The organism is Streptomyces sp. NPDC002125, from assembly GCF_053593715.1.
The window spans coordinates 468,258-486,869 of sequence record NZ_JBSFDD010000002.1 but is presented as its reverse complement, the minus strand read 5'-3'; the positions used below and the strand labels follow the sequence as shown (position 1 = coordinate 486,869).

The following is an 18,612-nucleotide window of genomic DNA, read 5'->3' as shown; positions in this document are numbered from 1 at the left end:
CATCCAATAGGAAAGTTTCCTAACAGAGAGCTGGTGCGTGATTCATGGCCGGAACCACCCCGGGCACCCCCCGCGTCCTGCGCGCCATGAACGACCGGACGGCACTCGACCTCCTGGTCACCCAGGGGCCCCTCACCCGCACGCGCGTCGGCGAGCTGACGGGCCTGTCCAAGCCCACCGCCTCCCAGCTGCTGGCCAGGCTGGAGGAAGCGGGTCTGGTGCGCTCGACGGGCAGCCAGAGCGGGCGGCCAGGGCCGAACGCCGTGCTGTACGAGATCGCCCCGGACGCCGCCCATGTCGCCGCGCTCTCCGTCGGGCCCACCGGCATAGACGCCGTGGTCGCCGACATCACCGGCACCGTCGTCGGCTCCTGCCGCGTGGAGGTCGAGGCCGTCGCGGAGGACGTACGCCACCGCACCGCCCAGCTCGTCGCCGAGGCCGTGGACGGCGCCCTGCGTCCGACCGGTCTCGGCCACGACGACCTCTCCTCCGTGGTGATCGGGACGCCGGGCGCGATCGACCCTCACACCGGACAGCTGCGCTACGCCCCCCATCTGCCGGGCTGGCACTCCCGCACCCTGCTCGCCGACCTCGCCGAAGTGGTCGGACGGCCCGTCGTCATCGAGAACGACGTGAACCTCGCGGCGATCGCCGAGCAGTACGAGGGCGCCGCGCAGGACCACGACCACTTCGTCCTCGCCTACGTCGACGAGGGCGTGGGGGCCGCGATCGTCCTGGGCGGCACCCTCCTGCGCGGCGCGACCGGCGGCGCGGGGGAGATCGGCTACATGCCGCTGCCCGGCGCCCCCCTCGCCCGGGGCGGCGCGGCCGACTGGGCGGGCGCCGACGCGGGAGGCGGCTTCCAGAGCCAGGTCTCCGGCCCCGCCGTGCGTGCCCTGGCCGGAGGCAGGCCGCTGGACGAAGCCCTCGCCGACGCGTCCGTGCGGGCCGAGGTCGCCCGGAGGCTGGCCACCGGCCTCGCCTCCGTCGTCGCCGTGGTCGACCCGGAGCTGGTCGTGCTCTCCGGCCGGGTCGCCCAGGCCGGCGGGGAGGAGCTCCGCGCGCTCGTCGAGGCCGAGATGACCGGCCTGGCACTGCCCCGGCCGCTGCTCCGCGTCAGCGACATCGAGGGCGACCCGATCCTGACCGGAGCACTGCGGACGGCACTCGCCCAGGCCCGCGACAGCGTCTTCGACACCGCCTGAACCCGCCTCCACGCACCACCGCGCCGCCCGCACGGGGCGGTGCGTACGGCACCCCCATACCCGGAGGGCTCCCCGCCTCCCGTCCCCCCCGAAGTACCGCCGCAAAGGAAGTCCGCTATGGCGCTCTGGCGCTTTCGTACCCGCGTGCCCCTGGTGCTCGGCGCAGCCGCGTTGCTGCTGTCCGGCTGCGCCAATCCGAGTACCGGCAGCAACACCGATGACCCCACGGAGCCCGTCACGCTGAAGTTCTGGCACGGCTGGTCGGCCCCCGGTGAGGTCAAGGCGATCAACGAGAACATCGCCCGGTTCGAGAAGCTCCACCCGAACATCGACGTCGTCTCCACCGGCAACGTGAGCGACGAGACGATCAACCAGGCGCTGCGTGCGGGCGGTGGCGACGCACCCGACGTCGTCACGTCCTTCACCACCAACAACGTCGGGCAGTACTGCTCGTCGGGCATGTGGGTGGATCTCGACCCCTTCATGAAGAAGAGCGGGATCGACAAGGCGAAGGTCTTCCCGAAGACGCTGCTGGACTACACGCGGTACGAGGGCGTCCAGTGCGCGACGCCCCTGCTCGCCGACGCCTTCGGCATGTACTACAACAAGGACGCCTTCGAGGCGGCGGGCATCACCCGGCCGCCGCGCACCATGTCCGAGATGAAGGCCGACGCCGTCAAGCTGACGCAGAGGAACAAGGACGGCTCCCTGAAGCGGGCCGGCTTCATGCCGAACTTCCAGCTGTACCAGAACTCCCCCGACCGGATGTTCGCGCAGTGGGGGCCCGAGTACTTCGACGACGAGGGCAGGGCGAAGCTCGCCGACGAGCCGAAGACCCAGGACTTCTTCACCACCATGCGCGAACTCAGCGACGCGCAAGGGGGCTACGCGGCCATGGAGAGGCTCCGCGCCCGCTTCGGTGACGAGATGTCGTCCCAGAACGGCTTCCTGACCGGCAAGCTCGCCATGCACCTGGACGGTGAGTGGCGCGGGCTGATGCTCGACGAGGCGAAGGCGGACTTCGACTGGGCGGTCGCCCCGCTGCCGGTCCCCGACGACCAGGCGGACACCTACGGGCGCGGCTATCTGACGGGCACCGTGGCCGGCATCGCGCACAGCAGCATGCACCAGAACGCGGCCTGGGAGCTGGTGAAGTACCTGACGATCGACACGGAGCCGGTCGTCCACTTCGCCAACGCGATCCACAACGTGCCGTCCACGTTCGAGGCACTCGAATCTCCCGACCTGGACGCCGATCCGGCCTTCCGGGCCTTCATCGAGATCGCCCAGAACCCGCACAGCCAGGCGGTCCCGCCCTCGAACAACGGCGGGCAGTACATCACCTCGTTCGGTGACTTCTCGCAGTCCGTGGAGGCCGGCAGGACGAAGGACCTGCACCGCGCCCTGAAGGACCTCGACGAACAGATCGACGCCGACAACCTCCAGTCGGAAAACTGAGGAGCCGAGTCATGGCACTGTCCCTCTCCACCCCGGCGAAGTCCGCCGGGCGGGCGGCCGAACCGGGCCCCCGCAACTCCCCCCTGCGGCGCAAGCGGAACCGCGAGCGGCTGCGCACCCTGGGGTTCCTCTCGCCCTGGCTGGTCGGCTTCTCCGTCTTCTTCGGGTACCCGCTGATCGCGACCGTCTACTTCTCGTTCATGCACTACAACCAGATCAAGGCGCCCACCTTCGTGGGGCTGCGGAACTGGCGGTACGTGCTGGAGCAGATGCCGCTGTTCGGCCCGGCCCTGTGGAACACGCTGTGGCTGGTCGTCGTGATGGTCGCGCTGCGCGTGGTCTTCGGCCTCGGCATCGGCCTGCTGATCACGAAGATCAAGTCAGGTACCGGGCTGTTCCGCACGGCCTTCTACATCCCGTACCTGGCCCCGCCCGTCGCGGCCACCGTCGCCTTCGTCTTCCTCCTCAACCCGTCCACCGGACCGGTCAACGAGGTGCTGTCGTGGTTCGGCCTGCACGGGCCGAACTGGTTCAACGACCCGAACTGGTCCAAGCCCTCGCTGGTCCTGCTCTCCCTGTGGGGCATCGGCGACCTGATGGTCATCTTCATGGCCTCGCTGCTGGACGTCCCCAAGGAGCAGTACGAGGCCGCCGAGCTGGACGGCGCGGGTTCCTGGACGAAGTTCCGCTACGTCACCTGGCCCGCCATCACCCCGATCGTGCTGTTCGCCGTCGTCACCGGGGTGGTGCAGACGATGCAGTACTACACGCAGGCCCTCGTCGCGGGGAAGCTCGCCTCGGGCGTCTCCATCGGACCGGGCACGGTGATCCAGCCCGGGTATCCGGACCACTCCACCCTGACGGTCCCGCAGCTCGTCTACTCGCTGGGCTTCCAGAACTTCAACACCGGCGCCGCGTGCGTCCTGTCCCTCGTGCTCTTCGCCATCGCCATGGCCGTGACCCTTCTGCTGATGCGCAAGAGCGTCGGCCTCATCCCGGCGGAGGACTGACATGACACCCACCACCACGCTCACCAGGCCGGACACCACGGTGCAGAGCCGTCCGAGCGGCCCCGACACGGCCCGCCAGCGCCGCAAGCGGATCCTGAACTGGATCGCGGTCCATTCGGTGGCCGTCGCGCTCGCCCTGTTCTTCGTCCTGCCGTTCGTGTTCGTCTTCCTCACGTCCGTGATGAGCGACGACCAGGCGATGAGCGGCGATCTGTGGCCGGGCTCGTGGAACTGGTCGAACTACTCGACGGTCTTCCACACCCCCGGATTCCTCGACTGGTGGCGCAACTCGCTGATGTACGCGCTGCTGGGCACCGTCTTCACCGTGTGCTCGTCGGTGCCGGTCGCCTACGCGCTCGCCAAGTTCCGCTTCCGTGGCCGGCGTACCGCGATGATCCTCGTCATCTCCACGATGATGCTGCCGCCGCAGGTCATCATCATCCCGATGTACCTGGTGTGGGCCCAGCAGTTCCACCTCTCGGGCTCGCTGTGGCCGCTGATCATCCCCATGGCGTTCGGCGACGCCTACTCGATCTTCCTGCTGCGCCAGTTCCTGCTGACCATTCCGCAGGAGTACATCGAGTCGGCGAAGGTCGACGGGTGCGGTGAGTTCCGCACCCTGCTCAGGATCGTCGTCCCGATGGCCAAGCCGGGCATCGCGGCCGTGGCGCTCTTCCAGTTCTTCTACTGCTGGAACGACTACTTCGGGCCGCAGATCTACGCCGCGCAGAATCCGGGTGCCTGGACCCTGAGCTACGGCCTGGAGTCCTTCAAGAGCGCCCACGCGGTCAACTGGAACCTGACGATGGCGGCGACACTGCTCGTCATGGCGCCGGTCGTCATCGTGTTCTTCTTCGCACAGAAGGCCTTCGTAGAAGGCGTCACCCTCACCGGAGTAAAGGGCTGAGAACCATGAAGCTCGCAGTAGTTGGTGGCGGGTCCACCTACACACCCGAACTGATCGACGGTTTCGCACGGCTGCGGGACACCCTGCCCGTCGAGGAGCTGGTGCTCATCGACCCGGCGGCCGACCGGCTGGACCTCGTCGGCGGCCTGGCACGGCGGATCTTCGCCAAGCAGGGGCACCCGGGGAAGATCGTCACCACCTCCGACCTGGACGCGGGGGTGGAGGGCGCGGACGCGGTGCTGCTCCAGCTCCGCGTCGGCGGGCAGGCCGCGCGCAACCAGGACGAGACCTGGCCGCTGGAGTGCGGCTGCGTCGGCCAGGAGACCACCGGGGCCGGCGGCCTCGCCAAGGCGCTGCGTACCGTGCCCGTCGTCCTGGACATCGCCGAGCGGGTCCGGCGCACCAACCCGGACGCCTGGATCATCGACTTCACCAACCCGGTCGGCATCGTGACCAGGGCCCTTCTGAACGCCGGGCACAAGGCCGTCGGGCTGTGCAACGTCGCGATCGGCTTCCAGCGGAAGTTCGCCCGGCTCCTGGACGTCGCTCCGGGCGAGGTGCACCTGGACCACGTCGGGCTGAACCATCTGTCGTGGGAGCTCGGGGTGCGCCTCGGCGGCCCGGAGGGCGAGAACGTCCTGCCCGCGCTGCTCGCGGAGCACGGCGACACGATCGCGGGCGACCTGCGCATGCCCCGGCAGATCGTCGACCGGCTCGGCGTCGTCCCCTCGTACTACCTGCGGTACTTCTACGCGCACGACGAGGTCGTCCGGGAGCTCGGCACCAAGCCGTCACGGGCGGCGGAGGTCGCGGCGATGGAGAAGGAACTCCTGGCGATGTACGGCGATCCCGCGCTGGACGAGAAGCCGGAGCTGCTCTCCAAGCGGGGCGGCGCCTTCTACTCGGAGGCGGCCGTCGACCTGGCCTCGGCCCTGCTCGGCGGGGGCGGTTCCCCGGTGCAGGTGGTCAACACGTACAACAACGGCACCCTGCCCTTCCTGCCGGACGACGCGGTGATCGAGGTGCAGGCCCGGGTGGACGGCACGGGCGCCGTCCCGCTCGCGGTCCCGTCGCTGGACCCGATGTACTCGGGGCTGATCTCACACGTGACGGCGTACGAGGACCTCGCCCTGGACGCGGCGCTGCGCGGCGGCAGGGACCGGGTGTTCAAGGCGCTGCTCGCGCACCCGCTGATCGGTCAGTTCGAGTACGCCGAGTCGCTCACCGACCGGCTCCTCGCGCACAACAGGGAGCACCTGCCGTGGGCGTGAACGCTTCGGTCCTCGCCATCGACGCGGGCAACAGCAAGACGGACGTGGCTCTGGTGGGCGAGGACGGCACGGTCCTGTCCACCGCCCGCGGCGGGGGCTTCCAGCCGCCGACGGTCGGGGTGGAGGCGGCCGTGGACGTCCTGGCCTCCGCGGTCGGTGAGGCGCTGGCGGGCTGCGCCGAGCCGGTCGGGAGCGTGGCGCACGTGTCGGCCTGTCTGGCCAACGCCGATCTCCCGGTGGAGGAGGCCGAGTTGGCCGAGGCCCTGCACGCCCGGGGCTGGGGCGGCACGGTGGAGGTGCGCAACGACACCTTCGCGATCCTGCGGGCCGGGGTGGACGAGCCGCGCGGCGTGGCCGTGGTCTGCGGCGCCGGGATCAACTGCGTCGGGATGGTGCCGGACGGCCGGACCGCGCGCTTCCCCGCGATCGGCCGCATCTCCGGTGACTGGGGCGGGGGTTCGGGACTCTCCGAGGAGGCCCTGTGGTTCGCGGCGCGGGCCGAGGACGGCCGCGGGGAGCCGACCGAGCTGGTGCGCACGCTGCCTGGACACTTCGGGCTCGGTTCGATGTACGAGCTCATCGAGGCGCTGCACCGGGGCCACATCCCCGGCGGGCGCCGGCACGAGCTGACCCCGGTGCTGTTCGCGACGAGCGCGGCCGGGGACCCGGTGGCGGGCGCCCTGGTCGACCGGCTGGCCGACGAGGTGGTCGCCATGGCGTCGGTGGCCCTGGACCGGCTGGGGCTGCTGGCCGAGGAGGTGCCCGTGCTGCTGGGCGGCAGCGTCCTGGCCGCGCGCCACTCCCGGCTGGACGGCAGGATCGCCCAACTCCTGGGCGAACGCGCCCCGAAGGCGGTGATCCAGGTGGTCGCCCAGCCTCCGGTCCTCGGCGCGGCACTGCTCGGCCTCGACCGTACGGGTGCGGCCCCCGCGGCACACCGTAGGCTGCGTGCCCATTACAGCTGACAGACTGGCGGCGGACATGGCGGCGGACATGGGGGCGTCGGGCCACGGGAGGCACCCCCGGCTCCGCCCGGGAACCGATCGGATGCCTCGAACGTGTTCATGAGGGGGAGATCGATCCGACGCGGGACACGGGTGTTCCTGGTGAATACCGTTCTGTCCGGCCATACTTCTGGCCGGACAACAGTCCTCCCATCGGCCGGGGGGCCGTGCCGCCGTCAGTGACCGAGGGGGAGGTCGAGTGACATACCCGCCGAGCGGGACCGTGCTGCGGGAGCCCGAGCCGGATCGGTCGGCCGCGCCCGTGAGCGTACCCGCGCAGCGCCGTGCCGGCCCGTCCGAGGCGGTCCAGCGGCTGCGCGCCGCCGCGACGACCGAGCCGGGCAGGCTCCAGATCATCGGCGCCGCACTGGCCCTGCTGGTCGTGGTGTTCGGAGCGGTCACCTTCCTGGAGATCTCCGCGCGGGCCTCGGCCGCGCACGACGTGGTGGAGCGCAGCCAGCCGCTGAGCGCGGACGCGGCGGACATCTACCGCTCGCTCGCCGACGCGGACACGATGGCGGCGAGCGGCTTCCTGGCGGGGGCCGAGGAGCCCGAGGACGTGCACGAGCGGTACGAGCGGGACATCAAGGAGGCCTCCCGGCTCCTGGTCCAGGCCGCGGCGAGCACCGACGCCTCGACCTCCTCGCACCGGGAGATCACCACCCTGGGCGAGCTGCTCCCCGAGTACACCGGTCTGATCGAGCGGGCCAGGGCCAACAACCGGCAGGGGCTGCCGCTCGGCGGCGCCTATCTGCGGTACGCCAACCAGAAGATGACGAACGAACTCCTCCCGGCGGCCGAGCGGCTGTACGCGGCGGAGACCGGCCGGCTCGGCACCGACTCGGCCGACGCCCGGCGGTGGCCCTTCCTCTCGCTGGCTGCCGGGGTACTGGCGCTGGCCGCGCTGGTGTGGATGCAGCGGCGCAACTACCGCAGGACGAACCGCGTCTTCAACCACGGGCTGCTCGCGGCGACGGCCGCCGCCACGGTGGTCCTGCTCTGGCTGGCCGTGGGACACACGGTCGCCAGGGCCGAGCTGCGTGCGGCGATGACTCAGGGGCAGGAGTCACTCGATGTCCTGAACAAGGCCCGGATCAACTCCCTGAAGGCGCGGGCGAATGAGAACCTCACGCTGGTCGCCCGTGGTGCCGTGCTCACCCCGGACGGCACGCGGGACAAGTACGAGACCGACTACAGCACAGGCATGAAGGAGCTCGGCGCGCAGCTGAGGACCGCGGAGAAGCTCGCGGGCGACGACTCCGCGGGGAGCGAGCCGGTGGGGGACGCCATGGCCGATGTGTCCGAGTGGCAGGAGCGTCACAAGGAAGCCCGGGCGACGGACGACCGGGGTGAGTACGATGCCGCGCTGAAGCAGATCATCGGCCCGAAGGACACCACGGGTGAGTCCTTCGAACAGGTCGACGAGGCGCTGCGGAAGGCGCTCGCCCATGAGCAGGACGAGTTCGACGCGGCGGCTCAGGACGGGCGCGGGGCACTGGGCGGGCTGCCCGTCGGGGCAGCCGTGCTCGCCGTGCTGGGAGCGGTCGCCGCGATCGTCGGGGTCAACCGCAGGCTCTCGGAGTACCGGTGAGGGGACGACCGATGACCAGGGCGAAGGGCCGGGCCGTACGCGGCGGACTGCGCGGCTGGGGCGGGGTGACGGGGATGGCGGTCGCCTGCGTCGTCACGGCCTCGCTCACCCTGCTGCCGCTGGCGCACGGGGACGGGACGTTCGGCGGGCAGAGCGCGGGCAGCGGTGCGGCGTCGGCGGTGCCGGCCCGTGCCGACGACTGCAAGGACCCGGAGGCGAGCGTCCCCGCGTCGAGCGCCGACGGACCGAACATCAAGAAGATCCAGGAACGCGGGAAGCTGATCGCGGGCGTCGACCAGAACAGCTTCCAGTGGGGATACCGGAATCCGGAGAGCCGCACGCTCGAAGGCTTCGACATCGATCTGGTGCACGCCATCGCGGAGGACATCCTCGGCGACCGGGACGCGGTGATCTTCCGCGCGATACCCACCAACCAGCGCATCGCGGCGCTGGAGAACGACAAGGTCGACGTCGTCGTGCGCACGATGACGATCAACTGCAAGCGGATCGGCCAGGTCGCGTTCTCCACGGCGTACTTCCAGGCGGGCCAGCAGGTCCTGGCTCCCAAGGCGTCCACGATCGAGGGCTACGACGAGTCGCTGAAGGGCAAGCGCGTCTGCACGGCGGAGGGCTCCACGGCCTTCGAGGCGCTGAACGAGAAGTCGTTCGGCGCGGTGTTCAAGGACGAGCACGAGGACACCGAGGAGGACCGGGACCAGCTGACCGTCCCCAACCAGCTGGACTGCCTGGTGCGGTTGCAGCTGGGCGAGGTCGACGCGGTGGTCACGGACAACGCCCTGGCGGCGGGCCAGGCGGCCCAGGACCCGGCGGTGGAGCTCAAGGGCGACGGGCCGTTCACCACGGAGTACTACGGCGTCGCGGCGAAGCTGGGCTCCGACGACCTGGTGGCCCGGATCAACCATGTGCTGGACGAGTACCGCCAGGGCGGCAAGGACAGCCCCTGGATGACGTCGTACCGCACCTGGCTGGCGACGGGGCTGCCCGGGATCACGGGCCCCCCTGCTCCCAAGTACCGGAGCAACTGAGGCGGTCCGGGCCCCCGGGCCCGGCGGCATGAGCGGAGAGGTGATCGATGGGCGTGGCGGGTTCCTTCCCCGGCTTCGCGGGGAGGCCCCCCGGCCCGGTCATGGACCGGGACGAGGCTGACCGTGCGCTGGCCCGGCTCGGTGCGGAGCACGAGGCGATCGAGACCTCGCTCCTGGCCTTGCAGGACCACGCCGGCCGCCGGCTCCTGGAGGGCGCCGACCTGACCGGGGTCACCAAGGAACGCTGGGCCGCGACCGAGCAGTCGATCACCCTGCTGTGGGGGTACTTCGACGCCTACGCGGGCGCGCTCTCCAGGGCGCGCGGCATCCGTGCCGGGCGCCGTCATCCCAGCAAGGACGATCTGGCGGCCCTGACGGAGCTGCTGCGCGGCGACAGCGTGACCGTCGCCAACCCGGGCGCGGTCGTCCCCGCGACTTCGGCCGGCGGCGTGGCCAGGCTCTCCGAGCGGTTCACGCTGGAGGAGCTCGTCGCCCGGATGAACGACCTGTACGCCCGGTCGCTGGACATGGTCGTCGCCGCGGACTCCGTGTGGTCGGCGATGCCCGCCCGCATAGACCTGCTCGCCGCGGAGCTGCGCCGCACCCGCTCGCTGGCGCACTCGGTCGGGGTGCGGCCGGGGGAGCATCCCGCCGGGGACGACCTGGAGTCGATCACCCAGGAGCTGACCACGCTGCGGGTGCAGGTGATCTCCGATCCGCTGGCGTTCTGGCTGCCGGGCCCCGGCAGCGCCGCACCGGGCGGCGGGCGCCCCGACACCACGCGCTACGACCGTGCGGCCCGCGCCCTGGAGGACGTACGCCGGGAGATCGAGGCGGTGCTCGCCGTCCGGCAGGACGCGGAACAGCGCCTGGTCCAGCTGCGGGACGTGCTCTCGCGCGCCGATCGCACGCTCGCCGAGGCGCGCTCCGCGCGGGGTGAGGTGCTGGCGAAGATCGCCGCCTCCGAGGTGCCCGCGGTCAGCGGCCCGCCGACCGCCCTCCAGGAGCGGCTGGCCGCCGCGTCGGAGTACCGCAGGCACGCCCAGTGGAACCGGCTGTCGCCGCTGCTGGACTCGCTGGAGCGAGAGGCCGAGGACGAACTGCTGCGCGCCCGGGAGTCGCTGACGTCCGTCACCGCGCCGCTCGCGGTCCGTGCGGAGCTGCGCGGCAGGCTGGACGCCTACAAGGCGAAGGTGGCCCGGCACGGGCTGGCGGAGGACCCGTTCCTGATCGAGCGGTACGACGCGGCCCGCCGGATGCTGTGGAGCGCGCCGTGCGACCTGCGCGTGGCCGAACAGGCGGTGCTGCGCTATCAGCGGGCCGCGACGGACCTGCTGACACCGCGTCGTCGGGGCGAGCACGACGGACAGGGGGAGACATCGTGAGTACGCAGTGCCAGCGCCCCGCGTGCGAGGGCGCCTACGAGGACATGGGCGGCGGCGAGCTGTACTGCGACACCTGCGGCCTCGCGCCGGTCGTGTCGCCGACGGGCATGGTGAGCTCGCCGCCCACCGGCATCGCGGGCGGAGGCAGGGCGTCCGGCGGCCGGGGAAGCAGCAGCACCTCGCAGCGGACCGGTTCGCAGGCGTCCTCGCGCTCCTCGTCCCGTTCGTCGACCTCCCGGCGTTCGGTCTCGGGGCGGCTCTCCCGCTCCCTCTCGGGCAGTTCCACGTCCCGCTCGGTGTCGGTGCGTTCCTCGGGGTCGTCGACGGGCTCCACGACCGGGCGCGGCAGGCTGGGCGCGGGCCTGGTCCTCGTGCCCGACGTGCCCCGCCCCGACCCGCGCACTGCGGTGATGGAGAACCCCGAGGTTCCCGAGCGGAAGCGATTCTGCTCGCGCTCCGACTGCGGCGCCCCGGTGGGCCGGGCGCGCGGCGAGCGGCCCGGCCGCACCGAGGGCTTCTGCACCAAGTGCGGCCACCCGTACTCCTTCGTGCCCAAGCTGCGCGGCGGCGACATCGTGCACGGGCAGTACGAGGTCGCGGGCTGCCTGGCGCACGGCGGGCTCGGCTGGGTCTATCTCGCGGTGGACCGCGCGGTCTCCGACCGCTGGGTGGTCCTGAAGGGCCTGCTGGACACCGGCGACCAGGACGCCATGGCCGCGGCCATCTCCGAGCGGCGCTTCCTCGCGGAGATCGAGCACTCCAACATCGTCCGGATCTACAACTTCGTGGAGCACCTGGACCAGCGCACCGGTTCGCTCGACGGCTACATCGTGATGGAGTACGTCGGCGGGAAGGCGCTCAAGGAGATCGCCAACGAGCGCCGCACCCCGGCCGGGAAGCGGGACCCGCTGCCGGTCGAGCAGGCTTGCGCGTACGGGATCGAGGCGCTGGAGGCGCTCGGCCATCTGCACAGCCGCAACCTGCTCTACTGCGACTTCAAGGTCGACAACGCGATCCAGACCGAGGACCAGCTCAAGCTCATCGACATGGGCGCGGTGCGCAGGATGGACGACGACGAGTCGGCCATCTACGGCACCGTCGGCTACCAGGCCCCCGAGGTGGCCGAGGCCGGCCCGTCGGTCGCCTCGGACCTCTACACGGTCGCGCGGACGCTCGCGGTGCTCACCTTCGACTTCCAGGGCTACACGAACGTCTTCGTGGACTCCCTGCCCGACCCGGACAACATCGAGGTGTTCCGGAGATACGAGTCGTTCTACCGGCTGCTGGTGCGGGCCACGGACCCGGACCCGGCCCGCCGGTTCGCCTCGGCCGCGGAGATGGCGGAGCAGCTGACGGGGGTGCTGCGGGAGGTGGTCGCCCTTCAGACGGGACGCCCGCGCCCGGCGCTCTCCACGCTGTTCGGCACCGAACTCCGGGTGACGGACACGGAGTTGTTCGCGGTGCTGACGGACGAGGTGTCGCGGCTCGGCGTGCGCACGGACCCGTCCGGTGGCCGGGGACGCTTCGGCCGCCGTCGCGGTCCGGCAGCCGCCCTGCCCGCCTCCGCTCCCGCGGCCGTCACCGCTCCCGCCCCCGCCGCTCCGGCACCGCTCGCCGGGCCGGCGGGCGCCGCCCCGGTGTACGCGCCGGACACCCATGTCAGGAGCGGCGCGACGGGCGGCACCGCGGGCGGCCCGGCCGGCGCCCCGCCCGCGTACGCGCAGGCCCGGGTGGCGGTCCCCGCTCCCCGTGCGGCGGCCCCGGAGCCCGTCCGGCTCCCGGTGGCCGGTCCCCGGCTCGCCGTCTTCGACGCGCGGGCGACCTCGCTGGCCCTGCCGGTCCCCCGCGTCGATCCGAACGACCCCAACGCCGGTTTCCTCGCCGGGGTGATGGCGTCGGCGCCCGCCGAGCTGATCTCCGCCCTGCACTCGGTGCCCGCCGCCTCGCTGGAGACCCGGCTGCGGGAGCTGCGCGCCCGGCTGGAGCTGAGCGAACTCGACTCCGCCATGAGGGCGCTGACCTCGGTGGAGGGCCGGCACCCCGACGACTGGCGGGTCGTGTGGTATCGCGGGATCACCTCACTGGTGACCGGCGACAAGGAGAACGCCGCCCTGTCCTTCGACGCGGTCTACGACGCCTTCCCCGGCGAGCCCGCGCCGAAGCTGGCGCTGGGCATCTGCGCGGAGGTGCTGGGCCAGCTGGACAACGCCGCCGAGTACTACCGGCTGGTGTGGACGACCGATCCGAGCTTCGTCAGCGCCGCGTTCGGCCTGGCCCGCGTACAGATCGCGGCGGGCGACCGGGCGGCGGCGGTGCGCACCCTGGAGTCCGTACCGGAGTCGTCGATCCACTACACGGCCGCCCGGGTGGCGGCGGTGCGGGCCCGGCTGCGCGGGCGGGCCCCGCAGGAGCCGCTGATCGACGATCTCTCGGCCGCCGCCGACCAGGTGACGGCGCTGAAGGGCTACGGCCTGGACGCGGTCCGACGTGAACAGTTGTCGACCGAGGTGCTGGGTACGGCACTTGACTGGGTACTCTCCGGTAGTCCCACGGCTCCGCCGCCGGGTCCGCCCTCCCCCGCAGCCGCGGGCCCGAGGACGGTGCTGGGCTGCGAGCTGGACGAGCGGGGCCTCAGGTTCGGCCTCGAACGCTCGTACAGGATGCTCGCCCGGCTCGCGCAGCGGGGCGACGAGAGGATCGAACTGGTGGAGCGGGCCAACCGTTTCCGCCCCCGGACCTGGGTGTGAAGATGTCACAGAGCCACCAGCAGGCCTCCTTGCCGGGGTGCCCCAGCTGCGAGGAACCGCTGGAGCCGGGCGACCTGTTCTGCGGCGCGTGCGGATACGACCTCTCGGCCGTGCCCACGCCCGCGGACCGTCCGACGGTCGCCATCACGGTGCCCCCGCAGAGCGTCGGCGTGCCCCCCGCCGGTGCGGTGGAGTGGCCGCGCGCCTCGGAGACCGACAGCTCCGATCTGCCGGCTCCCACGCACCGGCCCGCCGACCTCCCGGGCGTGGACTCGGGCGGCAGGCCCCTGCCCACGGCGGCCCCCACGGCGGCCCCTTCCGGGGTCCGCCTCGACGAGCCGGGCGGCGGGGGCGCGACGGGTGGTCCGGCGGAGGGCTCGGGCGACTTCGAGCTGGCCGCGCCCGATCCCCGTACGGTGGAACACGCCCCCGCGGGTGGACCGGCGACGGGCGCCAAGGTGTGCGTCGCCTGCCGCTCGGGCCATGTGGACGCCGACGGCTACTGCGAGAACTGCGGCCACGCCCAGCCCCGCGAGCGCGACCACATGGAGCAGGAGCTCGGCTCCGTGGCAGCGGTCAGCGACCGCGGCCTGCGCCACCACCGCAACGAGGACGCGTTCGCGGTGTCCTCCACCGCCCTGCCCGACGGCTCGCCCGCCGTCGTCGCGATCGTCTGCGACGGCGTCTCGTCCGCGAGCCGCCCCGACGAGGCGTCGGCCGCCGCCGCGAGCGCCGCCAACGAGTCGCTGCTGGAGTCGCTGCCGCGCGGCACGCACCCCCAGCAGGCGATGCACGACGCGATCCTGGCCGCGTCCGAGGCCGTCAACTCCCTCGCGCTGGAGCCCGGTCAGGCGATGGAGCACGATCAGCACCGTCATCAGAACGCCCCCGCCTGCACCCTGGTCGGCGCGATCATGGCGGGCGGCCTGCTGGTCGTCGGCTGGGTCGGCGACAGCCGGGTCTACTGGGTGCCCGAGGACCGCGCCAACCCGCCGGCCCGGCTCACGGAGGACGACTCCTGGGCCGCGCAGATGGTGGCGACGGGCCTGATGAACGAGGCGGAGGCCTACGCCGACGAGCGCGCCCACGCCATCACGGGATGGCTCGGCGCCGACGCGTACGAACTGGAGCCGCACACCGCGTCCTTCAAGCCGGACCGGCCGGGACTCGTCGTGGTGTGCACCGACGGCCTGTGGAACTACGCGGAGGCGGCGGTGGAGATGGCCGCCGCCGTGCCGCTCGACGCGTACGAACGGCCGTTGCACGGTGCCCAGGTGCTGGTCGGCCACGCGCTCGACGGCGGGGGCCACGACAACGTAACAGTGGCGCTGCTGCCGTTCGCCGTGGCGGCCCGGGGGGCAGGATCGGCCTGAGCCCGGCCCGGGCCCCGTCCTTCCCCTCTCCGCCCGTCCGCTCCCGCGTTCCGCTCGTCCACCCTCCTGAACTCTGTCCGCACAGCTGTCTTCACCTGACCTACGTGGAGCCTCAAGGAGCCGATCAGATGGCCAACTTCTCCAAGTCGAACGTGCCGCAGTTCTCCGTCGAGGTGTACCAGAACGCCTATCTGCCCGAGGGCGGACGTGAGGTCAACGCGATCGTCACCGTCACCTCCACGGGCGGGGGGACGACCGGCGGTGTGCCGCTGTCCGACGCGGCTCCGGTGCCCGCGCGCGCCCCGGGGCAGGCGCCGGACGCCGCCGTGGTGCTCATGGTCGACTGTTCGGGTTCGATGGACTACCCGCCGACGAAGATGCGCAACGCGCGCGACGCGACGGCCGCGGCGATCGACACCCTGCGCGACGGCACCCGCTTCGCCGTCGTCGCGGGGACGCACGTGGCCAAGGACGTGTATCCGGGCAACGGACGGCTGGCGACCGCGGACGCGGCGACCAAGGCGCAGGCGAAGGAGGCCCTGCGCCGGCTGAGCGCGGGCGGCGGCACGGCGATCGGGACCTGGCTGCGGCTGGCGGACCGGCTGCTGGGGGCCGCCGATGTGGACATCCGGCACGGCATCCTGCTCACCGACGGGCGCAACGAGCACGAGTCCCCGGAGGATCTGCGGGCCGCCCTGGACTCCTGCGCGGGCCGGTTCACCTGTGACGCGCGGGGCGTCGGGACGGACTGGGAGGTGAAAGAGGTCACAGCGATCGCCTCCGCCCTGCTCGGCACGGCCGACATCGTCGCCGATCCCTCGGGCCTCGCCGCGGACTTCACGCGGATGATGGAGAACGCGATGGGCAAGGAGGTCGCGGACGTGGCGCTGCGCCTCTGGACCCCCGTGGGCGTGGAGATCGTGTTCGTCAAGCAGGTGGCGCCCACGGTCGCCGATCTGACCGGCCGCCGCACGGAGGCGCCCCCGCGCGCCGGGGACTACCCGACGGGTTCCTGGGGCGACGAGTCCCGGGACTACCACGTGTGCGTCAGGGTTCCGGAGGCCGGGATCGGCCAGGAGATGCTGGCCGCCCGGGTGTCCCTGATCCTGCCCCCGCCCTCGGACGGCGCCCCTGCGCAGACGCTTTCGCAGGGTCTCGTACGGGCGGTGTGGACGGACGACATGGCGGCTTCCACCTCGATCAACCCCCAGGTCGCGCACTACACAGGACAGGCGGAACTGGCCCAAGTCATCCAGCAGGGGCTCGATGCACGTAAATCGGGAGACTTCGACGGCGCGACGGCGAAACTGGGGCGTGCGGTGCAGCTCGCGTCGGCTTCCGGAAACGCGGATACTGCGAAACTGCTTTCGAAGGTGGTCGACGTCGTCGACGCGGCGACCGGTACTGTGCGACTGAAAGCGAGGGTGGCGGAAGCGGACGAGATGACACTCGAAACGCGCTCGACCAAGACCGTTCGCGTAAAGAAATAGTCGTACGAAAGACAATGACGCAACCGTACGGAAAGCCCTCCGGGCCGACCGGGCGGTGCACCGACAAGCATGGCGGCCTGCGGGCCGGACGAGGAGAGGGGGAAGCGCCGACATGCCGACCTGCCCGAACGGACACCAGTCGGGTTCCGAGGACTGGTGCGAGGTCTGCGGACATCGCATGGCCGGGGCGGGCGCGCCCGCGGGCGCGGTCCCGCCGCCGCCTCCCCCGCCGCCCGCGCCCGGTTACGGCTACCCGCAGGGTTCCGGGGAGCCGACCGCACAGGCCGAGCTCTGCCCGCAGTGCCGCACCCCGCGTGAGGCGATGGCGCCGTTCTGCGAGGAGTGCCGCTGGAACTTCCTCACGAACACGGCGACGTCGTACACCCCGCTCGCCCCGCAGGGCGGCGTGGGCTCGGCGGTGCCGGGGCTGAATCTGCCGCCGGGCTTCCAGGCCCAGCAGGGTCCGCCGCCGCCGCAGCAGCGGGACCCGTTCGAGTACCAGGGCTCCCGCCCCTCCCAGGTGAACCGCCCGGCCGAGCCGCTCTCGCCGGAGCAGGGTTCCCGGCCGGGTCCGCCGGAGCAGGGCGGACAGCAGGGCGCGCCGCCCCCGCCGGCCTTCCAGCAGGGTGGCCCGCCGCCGTCGTTCAGGCAGGGGCCGCCGCCTCCGCCGTCGTTCCAGCAGCAGTCGCCCTCGCCCTTCGAGCAGCAGGAGCAGGGGCGGCAGACTCCGCCCGGCCCGCCCTCGCCGTTCGCTCCCCAGGGACCGCAGCCGGGGCAGCAGGGACCGCAGGGCGGCCCGCAGGCTCCGCCCTCGCCGTTCGACCCGCAGCGTCAGGGGCCGCCGCCCCCGCCGTCGTTCCAGCAGCAGTCCGCGCCGCCCGCGCCCGCGCAGCCGCAGGCTCCGCAGCCCGGCGGGGACGACGACTGGATGCTGCCGCCGCCGTCGCGCCAGCAGCCGCCGCAGCAGCAGGGTTTCCAGCAGGGTCCGCAGACGCCTCAGCAGCAGCCCCCGCAGCCCCAGGCGCCGCAGCAGCAGTTCCCCGGCCAGGGTCCCGCCCAGGGCGGCCAGAACCAGGCGCCGGGAAGCTGGACCGCCGTGATCGCCCCGGACCGTGACTACTTCCTGGCGATGATGCAGCGCAGCGGCCCCGAGGCGACGGGGCTCAACCTGCCCGCGTACTCCCCGGAGCAGCGCCTCGCGCTCACCGGCAACCAGATCACCATCGGCCGCCGCAGGCACAGCACCGGTGAGTCCCCCGACATCGATCTGGCCAGGCCGCCGGAGGACCCGGGTGTCTCGCACCAGCACGCGGTGCTGGTGCAGCAGCCGGACGGCAGCTGGGCCGTGGTCGACCAGAACTCCACCAACGGCACCACGCTCAACGGCGCCGAGGACCCGATCCAGCCCTATGTCCCCGTCCCGCTCCAGGACGGTGACCAGGTGCATGTCGGCGCGTGGACGACCATCACGGTCCGCCGCGACTGATCCGGCGGGTACGGGAAGCGCACGGAGGAGGGCCGGGGTCCTAGGACCCCGGCCCTCCTCCGTGCGTCTGCGACGATGGACGGGTGACAGAGATTCCGCGCGACACGCTTCAGGAGCAGACCTTCTACGAGCAGGTCGGCGGCGAGGAGACGTTCCGGCGCCTGGTCCACCGCTTCTACCAGGGCGTCGCCGACGACCCGCTGCTGCGCCCGATGTACCCGGAGGCGGATCTGGGCCCGGCCGAGGAGCGGTTCGCGCTGTTCCTCATGCAGTACTGGGGAGGTCCGCGCACCTACAGCGACCAGCGGGGGCATCCCCGGCTGCGGATGCGGCACGCCCCCTTCCAGGTGGACAGGGCGGCGCACGACGCCTGGCTCGGCCATATGCGGGTGGCGCTCGACGAGCTCGGCCTTCCCCCGGAGCAGGAGCGGCAGTTGTGGGACTACCTCACCTATGCCGCCGCATCGATGATCAACACCGCCGGCTGACACCGTGTGCGGATTCCGGCGACCCGCCGCCGCATAACGGTCACGATCCCATCAAGGTGCGCTCACAAGCGGTTTCCAGGAGCCGTGCGCTCTGAAAGCATCCGGAGATGCGCCGGGGGCGTGCGGGGTGCACGGGGCGTACGGCTGCTGA

14 protein-coding genes are annotated in these 18,612 nt (G+C 72.1%); all 14 read left to right on the top strand.

Annotation, left to right across the window (positions count from 1 at the left end):
* Window positions 1–44 precede the first annotated feature (44 nt).
* Window positions 45–1,205, top strand: coding sequence for an ROK family transcriptional regulator (locus ACWCQM_RS05250; RefSeq protein ID WP_450913996.1), 1,161 nt, complete (start codon window positions 45–47; stop codon window positions 1,203–1,205).
* Window positions 1,206–1,322: 117 nt separating this feature from the next.
* The gene (locus tag ACWCQM_RS05245; RefSeq protein WP_450913995.1) at window positions 1,323–2,663 is read left to right on the top strand and encodes an ABC transporter substrate-binding protein; all 1,341 of its coding nucleotides are present in this window, start codon (window positions 1,323–1,325) and stop codon (window positions 2,661–2,663) included.
* An 11-nt stretch (window positions 2,664–2,674) separates the two neighbouring features.
* Window positions 2,675–3,673, top strand: coding sequence for a carbohydrate ABC transporter permease (locus ACWCQM_RS05240; protein WP_450913994.1), 999 nt, complete (start codon window positions 2,675–2,677; stop codon window positions 3,671–3,673).
* A gap of 1 nt (window position 3,674) precedes the next feature.
* On the top strand, window positions 3,675–4,580 hold the full coding sequence (locus ACWCQM_RS05235; RefSeq protein ID WP_450913993.1) for a carbohydrate ABC transporter permease: 906 nt from the start codon (window positions 3,675–3,677) through the stop codon (window positions 4,578–4,580).
* 5 nt (window positions 4,581–4,585) lie between these two features.
* Window positions 4,586–5,851, top strand: coding sequence for a 6-phospho-beta-glucosidase (locus ACWCQM_RS05230; protein WP_450913992.1), 1,266 nt, complete (start codon window positions 4,586–4,588; stop codon window positions 5,849–5,851).
* Window positions 5,842–6,816 (top strand): N-acetylglucosamine kinase, encoded by a 975-nt coding sequence (locus tag ACWCQM_RS05225; RefSeq protein WP_450913991.1) that lies wholly within the window; start codon window positions 5,842–5,844, stop codon window positions 6,814–6,816. The genes ACWCQM_RS05230 and ACWCQM_RS05225 overlap by 10 nt, the downstream gene beginning before the upstream one ends.
* A gap of 238 nt (window positions 6,817–7,054) precedes the next feature.
* Entirely contained in the window at window positions 7,055–8,446 is a 1,392-nt protein-coding gene (locus ACWCQM_RS05220) for a hypothetical protein (protein ID WP_450913990.1), read from the top strand.
* 11 nt (window positions 8,447–8,457) lie between these two features.
* Window positions 8,458–9,492 carry a glutamate ABC transporter substrate-binding protein gene (locus tag ACWCQM_RS05215; RefSeq protein WP_450913989.1) on the top strand — a complete coding sequence of 345 codons (1,035 nt, stop codon included), beginning with the start codon at window positions 8,458–8,460 and terminating at the stop codon, window positions 9,490–9,492.
* A gap of 47 nt (window positions 9,493–9,539) precedes the next feature.
* Window positions 9,540–10,877, top strand: coding sequence for a hypothetical protein (locus ACWCQM_RS05210; RefSeq protein WP_450913988.1), 1,338 nt, complete (start codon window positions 9,540–9,542; stop codon window positions 10,875–10,877).
* Window positions 10,874–13,624, top strand: coding sequence for a tetratricopeptide repeat protein (locus ACWCQM_RS05205; protein WP_450913987.1), 2,751 nt, complete (start codon window positions 10,874–10,876; stop codon window positions 13,622–13,624). Before ACWCQM_RS05210 ends, ACWCQM_RS05205 begins: the two co-directional genes overlap by 4 nt.
* Before the next feature lie 2 nt (window positions 13,625–13,626).
* On the top strand, window positions 13,627–14,997 hold the full coding sequence (locus tag ACWCQM_RS05200) for a PP2C family serine/threonine-protein phosphatase (RefSeq protein ID WP_450913986.1): 1,371 nt from the start codon (window positions 13,627–13,629) through the stop codon (window positions 14,995–14,997).
* A gap of 128 nt (window positions 14,998–15,125) precedes the next feature.
* Window positions 15,126–16,487 (top strand): vWA domain-containing protein, encoded by a 1,362-nt coding sequence (locus ACWCQM_RS05195; protein WP_450913985.1) that lies wholly within the window; start codon window positions 15,126–15,128, stop codon window positions 16,485–16,487.
* Window positions 16,488–16,599: 112 nt separating this feature from the next.
* Window positions 16,600–17,973: an FHA domain-containing protein gene (locus ACWCQM_RS05190; protein WP_450913984.1), complete on the top strand. Its 1,374-nt coding sequence runs from the start codon at window positions 16,600–16,602 to the stop codon at window positions 17,971–17,973.
* Between the two features lie 83 nt (window positions 17,974–18,056).
* Window positions 18,057–18,461, top strand: a complete 405-nt coding sequence (locus ACWCQM_RS05185) for a globin (protein ID WP_267075680.1) — start codon at window positions 18,057–18,059, stop codon at window positions 18,459–18,461.
* Window positions 18,462–18,612 lie beyond the last annotated feature (151 nt).